The 12136-nt window shown below is 58.1% G+C and carries 9 protein-coding genes; 6 read left to right on the top strand and 3 right to left on the bottom strand.

The window, feature by feature from the left end; all coding sequences use genetic code 11:
* Positions 1–33 precede the first annotated feature (33 nt).
* From M1P90_RS30725 to M1P90_RS30710, 4 genes are all read left to right on the top strand, one after another.
* Positions 34–390 (top strand): hypothetical protein, encoded by a 357-nt coding sequence (locus M1P90_RS30725; protein WP_483699562.1) that lies wholly within the window; start codon positions 34–36, stop codon positions 388–390.
* Positions 391–515: 125 nt separating this feature from the next.
* On the top strand, positions 516–899 hold the full coding sequence (locus tag M1P90_RS30720; RefSeq protein ID WP_483699561.1) for a nuclear transport factor 2 family protein: 384 nt from the start codon (positions 516–518) through the stop codon (positions 897–899).
* A gap of 35 nt (positions 900–934) precedes the next feature.
* Complete coding sequence (locus M1P90_RS30715; RefSeq protein WP_483699559.1) at positions 935–1552, top strand: hypothetical protein; 618 nt, start codon at positions 935–937, stop codon at positions 1550–1552.
* A gap of 167 nt (positions 1553–1719) precedes the next feature.
* Positions 1720–2298, top strand: a complete 579-nt coding sequence (locus M1P90_RS30710; protein WP_483699557.1) for a hypothetical protein — start codon at positions 1720–1722, stop codon at positions 2296–2298.
* Positions 2299–2671: 373 nt separating this feature from the next.
* Here M1P90_RS30710 and M1P90_RS30705 read toward each other — a convergent pair whose 3' ends face one another.
* The 3 genes from M1P90_RS30705 to ppsA form a co-directional block, all read right to left on the bottom strand.
* Positions 2672–4234: a hypothetical protein gene (locus tag M1P90_RS30705; RefSeq protein ID WP_483699556.1), complete on the bottom strand. Its 1563-nt coding sequence runs from the start codon at positions 4232–4234 to the stop codon at positions 2672–2674.
* 121 nt (positions 4235–4355) lie between these two features.
* Positions 4356–5183, bottom strand: a complete 828-nt coding sequence (locus M1P90_RS30700; protein ID WP_483699554.1) for an AraC family transcriptional regulator — start codon at positions 5181–5183, stop codon at positions 4356–4358.
* A gap of 66 nt (positions 5184–5249) precedes the next feature.
* On the bottom strand, positions 5250–7892 hold the full coding sequence (gene ppsA / locus M1P90_RS30695) for a phosphoenolpyruvate synthase (RefSeq protein WP_483699553.1): 2643 nt from the start codon (positions 7890–7892) through the stop codon (positions 5250–5252).
* A gap of 807 nt (positions 7893–8699) precedes the next feature.
* On the opposite strand from ppsA, the gene M1P90_RS30690 reads away from it, so the two are divergent.
* Positions 8700–9737, top strand: coding sequence for a LacI family DNA-binding transcriptional regulator (locus M1P90_RS30690; protein ID WP_483699551.1), 1038 nt, complete (start codon positions 8700–8702; stop codon positions 9735–9737).
* A 218-nt stretch (positions 9738–9955) separates the two neighbouring features.
* Entirely contained in the window at positions 9956–12007 is a 2052-nt protein-coding gene (locus tag M1P90_RS30685) for an ABC transporter substrate-binding protein (protein WP_483699549.1), read from the top strand.
* The last annotated feature ends 129 nt before the right edge of the window (positions 12008–12136 follow it).

Here is a 12136-nt window from a genome sequence, read left to right as displayed (position 1 = left end):
GAGACAGTGTGAACCAAAGCGGGGGCTATCAGGATGAACGGTATCCGACCGAACGCTCTGCTTCGAGGCGTGCCGGCGCGCTGTATCCGTGTTGGCCACATACTTGCGGTGATTGCCGCGGTTGGCATGGTGCTGATGCTGACGGCTGGCCTAACCGTTGTGTTTGCTGTGTGCATTGGCAGCGCGCCGGAATTTGATCAACTGATCGTACTCGATGCCCGACACCAGTTGGTGATTCACAACGGCCCGATCCCAACCTGTACCACCATCCCAATCCCGCCCCAACACGATTGTTTCTGGCCGGGCACCGTGCGCCGCGCGTTCTCCGTGGATGAACTCACACCAGCTGGCGCGCGCTCGCTGGTGTGGTTTCGCCTGCCGCAGCGCTGAACCGGCGGTTGAGAGGCGGACGATCTGGAACCCACAACTCGGGAGATGGATATGCCTGACGAGGTATCAACCACCCCGATGAAGCGCTGGCATTCCTGAAGGAATATGCGAAAGGAGACTCTTCGATGGCTACGGAAATGACCAGGACGGCTGATCCGCTGGCGGTGGTGCAGGCGTTCGACGCCGCGTGCAACGCCAACGACGTCGAGCGCGCGCTGGAGCTATTCGCCGACGACGCGGTTGTCACGCAGCTGCCGCCGCCGCCACCGCCTGAGATCGGCGTGTATCGCGGGAAGCAGCAGATCCGCGCCTGGCTGGAGGGGTTGCTCCAGCACTTCCACGTGGCTTCGCGGAACCACCGGGTGTCCGGCGAGCGAGTCGTTTGGGATGCGACAGTCTCGGCCGATATCCTGCGCCACATGGGGTTTGCCAGTGGCGAAGGGACTGTCGAAGCCGTCGTACACGAAGGCACGATCGCGTCGTTCGCCCTGACGACCAGCTTTGAATAAAGCATAGTTGAATGCCCTGGTAGAAAGATGAAGCAATGAACGACATACAACGGCTTCGCCTCGCCGGCTGGTGTGGAATCATCGGCGGACTACTCTGGTTTATTCAATCGATGATTATTGATATCCTCTTTCCCCAACTTGCCAGGGTTCGCGGCACCGCCGATTTCACCATTACCTTCGGCAGCAGCATCGTGATCCTGGCCCTGCTGCTGATCGGTTTTTTCGGCATTTGGTGGGGCGGTGGTCTGCGCGGCTGGTTTGATGCCATCGCCTTTGGGGGTACGGTACTGGGCTATGTGCTGATGATCGTCGGCTGTGTCCTGACGCTGGCTGGTGCTGGCCCGCTCACCGATCCCGCAGGCGGCGTATCGCTGATCTATATTCTTGGTCGGCTGCTCACAGCGCTGTTTACCCTCTTGACCGCCCTCGCAGTACTTGCTGCGCGGCGCTGGCAAGGCTGGGCGAGATTCGTGCCACTGTTTCTGTTTCTCTGCTTGGCCGGAGAACTCCTGCCTGCATTCCTGGGAGGTAGCGGACCAAATGGAATCGTCACCGCAGCTTGGGGTGTGTTTAGCGCGCTGCTCGGCTGGGCGATTCTGGCGCAAGCGCGATCAGTTCATCATAGCGACGTAGTTGCCGTGGCTCATTCTTAAGGCGCAGAAATCAAAAACCGTCCCAAGAATAGCAACCTTTCGCATCTTCGCGTGAGCCATATCGTGATGTTTTATTTTTGTGAGGCCCTTAGATCAGGACATCCGGAACGAGCGGCGCTATCTTCATACATGTGGCTATCAAACAATCGACAATCAGGAGGACAGGAATGCAGACTGCGCATCGAATTCGCACTGCTGGGCTGCTGGGTATTGCAGGCGCAGTGATCTGGTTCATCGCCGTTGTGGTGCAGCAGAGTCTCGGTCTCCAGACGCCCGGCAAAGCGGGGTATGCCGCGCTCCAGGCGCTGTACGCCCTCGCGTTTCTTGGAATACTGGGCAGTATTCTCGGGCTGCGGTGGTCCGGCGCGGCGGGCAGCAGCCGGTTTGCGTCGATCGCGACCGGCATCTACATCGCCGGGATGGCTGGATTTGTGCTTGGAGACCTCGTCAATGCGGTCACCGCGAGCGAGGATATTCCCATCGCACCATTTGCATCGCTCGTCACCACCATCGGGGCGCTGCTTTCAGGTATCGCCGTGCTACGTGCGCGACAATGGGGCAGCTGGCAGCGCTTCACTCCGCTGCTTGTTTTCCTGTACTCGTTCTTCGGCTTTATGCTGCCCGCGATCGTCACTGGCCAGGAGCCGACCGTGTTCGCCCTACTTGTGTTCGGCCTGCCCTGGCTGGTCCAGGGGCTTGCAGTCTATACATGTGCGCAGGCAGCGCGAGCGCTGGCACCCGCTTGATTGGCCCAACACGTCCGCCGCACCCAGATTGAGCCGGCGCCCGTCCGCAGCGCTGCGGACGGGCGCCGGATACCCGACCTGGCCGACGATGCGTACCGACCACGAGCACACGGTGGGCGCTGCGCGTCCTGTGCTGAGAGAAGCAGCCTGGGAGGCGGTCAGGTCCAAAGGCGTGGCGATGACGCTGGAGCAGGCGAGCACCGAGGCGCTCGTAAAGCCTGACACTTTGTAGCGCACATTATCCTATCGTAACAGGGGCAGCCACTCGATTTTCGAGTGGCTGCCCCTGTCACGATGCCATCAAGTTGTTGCTGCCGACGCGTTTCGCGAACATAGCACTGACGTGGTATCTCGCCCGTGTCACTCTCGCGCCTCAGCGTCCGACGCGCTTCAGGTAGAGTACCGCTGGGCCAGCTTCCGAAAATGGCGCGGTGAAACGGCTGTCCCCAGCACTCTGGATGTGCACCTGACTGGCAGTCTGCGTGTCGCGGCGATTGACGCTGAACCACTCAACCTGGTATCTACCCGGCTCCAACCGCACCGTCCACGGTTCAAGAGTGTCCTCCGGCTGCAGCATGAGATACGCTTCACCAGGGTTCGCCAGCGCGTAACCAGTCGAGGTTAGCTCCCCGTGCGGCTCCATGCGGATCAGATTTATCCTTTGGGCATACCGCAGCGTGTCGCCCATGGCGTAGCGCGCCGCCTCGAATGTGGCGTATGCTGAGCTGCTCGCCGCGCCCGATGGCGGGTCGGACGGATGGATGCCGTCGATGATCCCAAAGTCCATCAGGATCGGGTGGTGGCCGCGCAGGAACGACTTCCAGGCCCACAGCGCATCGCCCTCGCCTGGCGCGTAGTGATCGGTGTCGCTGATGACAATCTTCCGGCCTGCGATGTCGGGCGGGTTATCGTACCAACGCGACGGTGGGCTGCCAGGGGCCATCGGATGACCTCCCGCGGCAAAGATGTCATCGTCGTAGCCAGGCGACATCCACTCCGCCCGGCTTGCGAACAGCGGATCGTTCACCCTAGTCTGAACAGCGACCGGGAACTGCATGGTCATGCCGATCGGATGCGGCGTGTAGCCCATCTGCTGTTCGTAGCGCTTGACCACCTCGATCACCCAGTATTGCCACTCGGTCGAGTTACCCCACTCCGGCACCTCTGAGAAGCCCAGCGCCTGACCAAACTCCCTGTCGACGGTTCCGCCACCGGACGATTCGTTCGACACCTCCCAGAGCAGATTGGGCAGGTCGTGCAGCGTATCGACAACCTTACGAATGTACGTTTCCTGGATGGCCTGCACACGCGGGTTGAGCGGGAGCACCTGGTGATCGACAATCGAGGTGATGCCGACCCCGTTGATGTTGTTGGCCGCATGGAACGGATGGCCCGCGACGTTATCAGGCGGCGGGCTGAGGTGGAGGCCCCATCCCTCGAACAGCATCACCGCAACGTAGATGCCCGCGTCTCCCGCGGCCATCACGCGGCTGCGGAGCCGGTCAAAGTAGGCCTGGTCGAGTGCGTCGAGGTCGAACGTGGGCTGGCCATCCCTGGCGCTACCCGGCCCGGTTCGCCGCCACGGCTGCGGCGTCATGCACAGGTGATAGCTCCCCCCGGCAGCCTGCGATGTAACCTGCTCCCAGCGCCAGAGCCGGATGAAGTTGTGGCCGTGCGCCTTGAGAAACGCAAGATAGGCATCGAAGTCAAACGGCTCCGATGTCTCGGCGCAGGCCGGGCCGGGGCCCATCCCGTCGTGGAAGTTGTTCCAGATGTGTGAGCCAGTCAGGTAGACCGCCCGTTCCTCGGGATCAGATGCGACCGTGAAGTAGCGCGGGTTGGACTGCGAAACGATCAGCGGCCCAGCCGCTTGTTCCGGGCGCTGCTGCGCGTGCGCCGACTGGTGTGCCGCCTGGGCTTGTGCGGTATCAGACACCGTTATTCCTCCTTTTCCAGGCTGGATCGTGGCTGAAGATCAGCGATTGACTTGAACCATTGTCACTATCTTAGCCAGTTCAGGAACAGTCGGCTTGTAAAAATTCACCCATTTGGGAGGTTCAGCGGTAGAACGCGGGGTACTCCGGGTTTTCTGCCGCCACTCGGCGGCGCAACCGCACATACGCGCTCGGGTTGAGGCCAGTAAACGCCACAAAATCCTTGTTGAAGTGCGACTGGTCGTAGAACTGCGACTGGTGCGCGATCCAGGTCAAATCAACCGGTTGGGCGACATCGATCAGGCGTAGGGCGTGTGCAAACCGGGAGAACCGGGCGACTTCCTTCGGTGGAACGCCGACGAAGCGTTTGAACTGAGCGCCCAGCTCGTTCTGGCTGATCCCCATCTGATCGCTCAGCGCCCGGATCGACAGCGCCCCCTGATGGTGGCCGATCGTGGTGATCGCATGCTGCACCAGGTCCAGACGATCGGGGGCTTCGCACAAGCGCAGCAGCAGTTCCTGCTCAAGCAGGGCAAACCCAGCCTGGATCGTTGGCGCCGCGTGCAACCGCTCACGCATTTCGTCAGCACCACGCCCCCAGAGCGCGGCGAGCGGCACGACGTGACGAGTCATTTCAGACAGCGGCAAGCCGAGTAATGGGTAGGCGCCACCGGGCTTGAAATGGACGCCGAACAAGCGGACGTTTGGCGGCCAGTCGACGCTGTGGTAGGTGTTCCAGACACCCACCCACCAGCTCTCCGTACATGTCATAAAGGGCTTGGTCTGCTCTGGCGCATACACATTGAATGGGTCGCCAAAGTTGAACATCAGGTTTGCCGAGGCGATGGGCAGAACCTTCTGGTGCGGGTAGGCCGCCGGACCGTCAAGGTAGTAGAGATCGTCGATATAGGCGTCGAGTGGTGGAGACGGAATACAGCTGATATAGGTCATATGAAACCCCCGTGCAATGGCTGCGCTTCATTTGGCTGAGCCAAGTGCGGGTCATCGGCAATCCAATTATACCGGGTCACCGCCCGAGTGTGGCGAGCCGCTGAGAATTTCTACATACCCTTCTGTTCCATGGACCCGAATTCGTTGGCCGTCTTGTATCAGCATGGTAGCGTTCGCCACCCCGACAACTGCTGGCAAGCCATACTCGCGCGCGATCACCGCCCCATGGGTCATCAGCCCGCCAACTTCGGTGACCAGGCCGTGTATCGATACAAACAGCGGTGTCCAGCTTGGGTCGGTAAAGGCGGTGACCAGGATATCGCCGGCTTCGAGATCGGCATCTTGCATAGTCAACATGACCCGCGCTCGACCCTCTACGACGCCAGCAGAGACCGGCAGGCCGACAATCGCTCCGGGCGGGAGATGTTCTCGCTTGTACCGGCCGGTAATGACCTCGCCATCGGATGTCAGAACACGCGGTGGCGTGAGCTTTTCGTAGTGTTGGTACGCGTCTTTCCGCCTGCTGATGATTTGATCATCCAGCTGACCTGTGCGTACGGCTTCGCGAAGCTCCTCAAACGTGAGGTAGAAGATGTCTTCCTTTGCTTGGAGCAGGCTGGCCTGTACAAGCCATTCAGCTTCTCGCAGCAGCGCCTGCTTGTAGACGAAGTAGCGGCTGATGATGCCGTACTTTGGGTACTCACGATAGCCGATGAAGTTCCGGAGCAGGCTGATCTGGTGTTGTGTTTCTGCGACCTTCTGTTCACCATCGGGCAATTGCCGCAATCGCTCCAGCAGCTCTTGCTCTTTGCGCAGCGCTTCCTGGCGCCCATGCTCGAATGTGTGGCGGCTGGCATTCGGCTCGAAGCGCTTGACAGGGCTGAGAATCATGGGGATGAGTATCGCGGGCTGTTCGCTCCAGCGAGTTCGCGTGATATCGATTTCGCCGGCACACCGCATCCCGTACTTGTCAAGATACGCACGCAGAGCGTCTCGGGCCGCCAGCCCGCCTTCAAGCTTGCCGAGCTCGTCCAGGAAGCGATCATCTTCTACGTGCCGCAGATACTCAATCACTGCCGGATACGGCCGTATCAGGTCTGCGACATCCAACAACTCCAGTCCCATTTCCGAAGTAATATTGTTTGGCGCGGACTGCGAGAGCGTGTCGGCCACCTGCTGCTCACCCAGCCACTCAATCATTTTTTCATTGATCCAGGATGAAGCATTCAGGCCTGTCATGATCGCGCCAAAGCTACGCCGATCGGCCAAGCTCTGCTTGAGCTTCTGGAGGTCTTGGAGGATAAAGTCAAACAGCTCGGCGCCTGACTTCGTCTGAATATCATCCTTGAGCGTTTCAATTGCCGCCTGGCTCTGCTTAATCAAATCAGCGACAATCGCCGGGTCGTTTTCAAGCTGGATCTGAAAGTTCGCAGGCGGCGCGCCTGTAGTGCCGGGTCGCGGCTCTGCCTGATCATCTGGTAGCGGCTGGATCAGATCGCCTCGCTCTAAGATGGTTATCAGGGCGTCGCGAACGAGCGGATCGGATTTTCCCAGCACATCTACCAGAACGGCCCTTCTCGCAGGCGAATTCAGCTCAGGGGTGACATCAACAAACAACCTCCCGCCAGCTGCATACATCGGTCGGCCAGCGGTCAGCTGGAATACCGACAGCCCCAACGGCTTCATGGCGTCGGTCATCATCTGCTGATGGCCGACGGATAGATAGATGTGATTCTCCTGGTCGTTTGCTTCAGGGATGGGGTAGAGCGTCGTGATCGGCCGGCTCTGGACAATATAAAACGTATCATCAACCAGGCACCACTCGATGTCCTGGGGTTGGCCGAAGTGCGCTTCGATCATTCTGCCCAGGCGCGCGAGCTGCACAATCTGGTGATCTGCCAGCGCCTGTGTGTTTTGCCGCTCGCGCTCGACTTCCTGTTGCTGCGTGCCGCCAGCTTTTACGGCATACACAGCCAGCTGCTTGGCGGAGATCTTCTTATCGACAATCTTGCCGTCCCTCACCGTATAGCTATCGGCATTCACCAGCCCGGAGACCAGGCCCTCGCCAAGCCCAAAGCTGGCATCGATGGATGAAACCTTCCGATGACCAGTAACGGGATCGGCAGTAAATAACATGCCTGCCACCTGGGGGAAGACCATCTTTTGAACAACCACGGACAGGGAAACTGCACGGGGATCGAAGCCGTTTCGAAGGCGGTACGTCACCGCCCGGTCGGTAAAGAGCGACGCCCAGCACTTGCTGATATGCTCAAGGATCGCCTGCTTTCCGATGATGTTCAGATACGTATCTTGCTGGCCTGCAAAGGAGGCAGTGGGGAGATCCTCCGCGGTCGCGCTCGATCGCACCGCATAGGCACTTTCCTCGCCAAGCCTGGAGAGGGCGTGGGTGATCGCTTCCTGAATGTCCGCGGGGATGGCTTTACCTTCGATAACCCTGCGAATCTCAGCGCTCAGCTCGCCGATTGTATGCCGATCTGCCAGCGTGAGACGCGCGAGCCGGTCAAGCAATTCCTGTATCGATGGCGTATCACGAATGACTCTTGTAAAGGCTTCGGTAGAGATACAAAAGCCATCTGGCACGCGTACCCCGTCAATCCTGGACAGCTCCCCCAGGTTCGCACCTTTACCCCCGACAACCATGATCTTTGTTGTATCGATGTCCTGAAAGCCAAGTACATAGGAGCTCATCTCTTCACCTCTTTGCGAGCACGAGCAATGCGGGCATCGTACCACCGCCAGAGCCGTAGGCACATCGGGCGCCGACCCGATGACTGGGGCTTGCAGGATGTGATATACTGAAGACGGAATGAGGGGTCAACGCCCCTCGTTTTGCATGCCCAGCCACCTGCCCGCCGCCACCTCGCTCCTTAATGCGCGCTGTCTTTCTTGAGTTTCTTGAGCATATCCGCACGATTTCGGCTCACGCGCCGATCGGCGAGCGCCGCCAGCAAGACGGCGCAGGTGTTTTATCGGATCATCTGATGTGCTTACCGTTGGTGTAGGCGGTAGGGTAGGCTGCACAGACAATCGCTCGATCTGATTGTGGCCGTCGCGCGAGAAGGTCTCCAGAAGTTGCTATCTAGCCTGCACTCTATCGGCCACGTCGCTGGTTTTGTCATCAATCATACACGGTATGATATGCTCCTGGTTCGCAGCGCATATCGGTTCTGAGTCGCAGCGCACATTTTCGTTCGTAAGCTGAAAATCGGTGATTACAAAAGGCTAAGAAGCTCTTGGCCTCCGTAGTGGAGACCAAGAGCTTCTTAGCCTTTTACGCCTTCTGAGGGCGTCACGTTCCGTAATGTGCGTTAGCTATCGTGAGCTGCTTGCTTAAAATTGCCACTTGACAACAATACAGAATTGTGATATCGTCAGTAAAACCATTTACTAACTAAATATCAAATGTATTCATCATTTCCGTCTCATCCCGCATCTTTCACGTCTTGCTTCATTTTATACCCTTAGTAAATCCATTTACTAAGAAGTAGCTATACCATGCCGCGAAATAAGAAACCTTATCCAACCATCGCCGATGTAGCGCGTGCGGTTGAACTTTCGCCGACCACAGTCTCATTTGTGATCAACAACGTTCCTTATGCCAATATCCCGGAGGAAACTCGGGAACGTGTCTGGCAAGCGGTTAAAGCGCTCGGGTACCGGCGGAATGCGGCTGCCAAAGTCTTGCGAACTCAGCAGACTCACACGATTGGCTTCGTAACTGATGAGGTCGCCACAACGCCGTTCGCTGGTCAAGTTATCAAAGGCGCGCAGGAACTAGCTTGGGATAACGAGAAGATGCTCATTATTATCAATGCCGGGGGTAATCCTTCAGTTCTCGAGGCAGCCGTCGAAGTTCTCCTCGATCGGCAGGTCGAGGGTATCATCTATGCGGCCGTCTATCATCAGGAAGTTCAACCGCCTCGGAATCTATGGGAAGTACCGACCGTTCTACTTGACTGTTATTGCGCCGATCGCTCTCTACCATCAGTTGTCCCAGACGAAGTTGGCGGCGGGCGGATGGCAACAGAGCTGCTTATTTCACAGGGCCATCGGCGGATTGGCTTTATCAATCTTATGGCTGACCTCCCGGCGGCTATAGGACGACTGCAGGGCTATCGCGAAGCGCTGGCGATGTCTAGTATCGCATTTGATCCAACGCTGGTTCGGCACGGCAATGCGCAGGCGGACGGCGGCTACGAGCAGATCCAGCAGCTGATGCGCTTGGATTCACCGCCAACTGCGGTGTTCTGCGGCAATGATCGCACTGCGATGGGCGCCTACGATGGATTGCGGGATCTCGGGCTCCGTGTACCGCAAGATGTCTCAATCGTCGGATTCGATAATCAGGAGATTATTGCCGCCTATCTTCGACCAGCTCTGACAACGGTTCTACTTCCACACTACGACATGGGTCGCTGGGCTGTGCAGCATCTCCTCAACCAGATCGAACATCCTGCTGCCACAACGCCACTGCAGCACCTTGAGCCTTGCACCGCTATCATACGCGAATCAATTCGTCCCATCGCTTATTAATTTTGGCGCGACAATACGCTGACCGGTACTAATATGTCCGCAAGTAAATGCATTTACTTGCGTAAGAAGATACCCTGACATAGGTATAGCCGCTGCCACGACGCCCGTGCCAGCGATGCTAAGAAGGAGGTGACAAGCTTCTTCGAATCAACTCGGCTGTTGTTCCCCACCATCGTCCGATCCAAGAACTATAGATGCACAACGGAAGGAACATGATCGTGTCTAGAACAAAGATGTCTCGGCGAGAGTTCCTCATCGCCGCAGCCGCTGGATCTGCCAGTGTGCTCATCGCCGCCTGCGAAAGCTCAGCTCCGGCTGCTCCAGCCGCCTCAGATGGTGCCTCAACTACTCCTGTGGCGGTGACAGCCGCTACCAACGCTCCAGCCGCCGCTGCACCACCCGCCGCTGGGGCCAAGTCTGCCCATGGATTTATCGAGCCTCCGTTCCTGGCCGACCGCATCAAGTCGGGCAAAGTGTTGCCGATCGACCAACGTCTGCCAGAAGAAGTGTTCGTCGTCGGCGCGGGTACGTTGATCCAGGAAGAATACGGCACCTGGCAAAATGGCCAGTATGGTGGCGAAATTACTATCGCGCCGACCTTCGGCTCAGGGTTCTTGAACATCGCGCAGAGCAGCACCATCCTGCGCTCGCCAGGTCAGACGACCAAAGCATCCAAGCCGAACGTGGTCAGCGCATTCTCTTTTTCGGATGACTATACCACCTATAAGTTCACGCTTCGTAAGGGCCTGCGCTGGTCGGACGGCGAGCCGGTAACTACTGGGGACGTTCGCTTTGCCTTCGAGGATCTGTATAAGGATCCCGACGTGCAGCGCGGCTGGCCTACCGAGCTTCTCACCCAAGGGAGCGCTGAACTGGGTCCGGCTGAACTGAAAATCATCGACGATACGAACTTTGAGCTCAAGTTCAGCAAACCATATGGCGCGTTCATCGCCGCTCTCAACTCGTGGATCCCCAGCTATGACATTTTGATCAAGCCAGCGCACTACTTGAAACAGTTCCATGCCAAATACGCCAAGCAAGCGGACCTGGACGCCCGCCTTAAGGAAGCCAACGAAACAAACTGGGTCACACTCCTCACGACGAAGGACCCGGCACACTGGGATTGCGGCGAGCTCCGCGCCTTAGGTATGCCAGTGCTGAATGCGTGGATGCTTACCGAAGCGACCGACACGCGCCGCGTATTCGAACGCAATCCGTATTTCTGGCACGTCGACTCGGATGGCCACCAACTGCCCTATATCGACAGAGTGGTCAACAACATTTCGATCGATGACAAGGCGCAGCTCAACGCCGTTATGGCTGGCAATGTCAACCTGGTCGGTGGCAATACGATCGCGCTGAATAGTATGCCGGTGATCGTCGCCAACGCCACGAAATTCGGCAAGCGCGTGTTTACCACCGGCTCGTTCAACAATCCAGTGCTTCTGTTCCTCAATCACGACTTTGAGTATGATAAGGAAGGGAGCTTCTGGCAGAAACTGATCACCGACTCCCAAAACCGCTTTGGACAAGCGATTGCCGCAGCCATGGACCCGAACGAGGTTAATAAAACCATTTACTTTGAAAAGTATGGCAAGGCCACCGACGCAGTGCCTAAGAATGACACTGGTCCCGACCTGGCCAAGGCGAACCAACTGCTCGACGCGTTGGGCCTTGACAAAAAGGGTGGCGATGGCCTGCGCCTTGGAGCGGATGGCCAACCATTCATCCTACGCCTGACCCATGCGAACCAGGCGCCTGATGTTTCGCCCGTGGCCGAGCTGCTGAAGGCACAGCTCCAGAAAGTCGGCCTGCGGGTCGAGATCGAAGTCGTCGACAATTCGCTCTGGGATCAGCGCAAGGCCGCCAATCAAATGATGGCCTCCCTGCATTGGAACGATGGTCCGGCGTGGGGCGGCGGTATCTCGGAGGATTATCTACCATCCCACAAAGGTCCGTGGTCGCCGATGACTTGGCTGTATTTCACTTCGGGCGGCAAGCAGGGCCGCAAGCCCCCGGCGTATATCCAGGAATTCTATGACCTGCACGTCTCGCGGAAGCAGTACCCGCCCGAGTCTGATAAGGGCCAGGAGATCTATCAGAAGTTGCAGCAGTGGCTCTCCGATCACTATGTCATGATCCCGACCGTTGGGCCACAGATCAAGCCGGCGTATGTCGACGCCAAGCTGCAAAACCTGCCCAAAGAGGGGTCGCCCTTTGATCTGGATGTCTACATCAATGCCGAGTCGTACTGGTTTGCCCAGGCATAAGGTCGAATAGGGAACGGAGGCTCGAACCGGGCCGCCAACAATCTATAGCCGAGGACAAGACGATTGAGTCACAGCGATCACAGAGAATTGGACCTGATCTCTATGCTCTCTGTGGCTCAACTCATATGC

It is taken from the genome of Kouleothrix sp. 19917, assembly GCF_057073505.1.
The sequence above is the reverse complement of the archived record's forward strand: the minus strand, read 5'-3'. Positions and strand labels throughout refer to the sequence as shown.

Excerpts from the sequence above, each read along its gene's own strand:
- M1P90_RS30725 (WP_483699562.1), top strand. The coding sequence starts at position 34 with ATGAACGGTATCCGACCGAACGCTCTGCTTCGAGGCGTGCCGGCGCGC.
- M1P90_RS30720 (WP_483699561.1), top strand. The coding sequence starts at position 516 with ATGGCTACGGAAATGACCAGGACGGCTGATCCGCTGGCGGTGGTGCAG.
- M1P90_RS30715 (WP_483699559.1), top strand. The coding sequence starts at position 935 with ATGAACGACATACAACGGCTTCGCCTCGCCGGCTGGTGTGGAATCATC.
- M1P90_RS30710 (WP_483699557.1), top strand. The coding sequence starts at position 1,720 with ATGCAGACTGCGCATCGAATTCGCACTGCTGGGCTGCTGGGTATTGCA.
- M1P90_RS30700 (WP_483699554.1), bottom strand. The coding sequence starts at position 5,183 with ATGACCTATATCAGCTGTATTCCGTCTCCACCACTCGACGCCTATATC.
- ppsA (WP_483699553.1), bottom strand. The coding sequence starts at position 7,892 with ATGAGCTCCTATGTACTTGGCTTTCAGGACATCGATACAACAAAGATC.
- M1P90_RS30690 (WP_483699551.1), top strand. The coding sequence starts at position 8,700 with ATGCCGCGAAATAAGAAACCTTATCCAACCATCGCCGATGTAGCGCGT.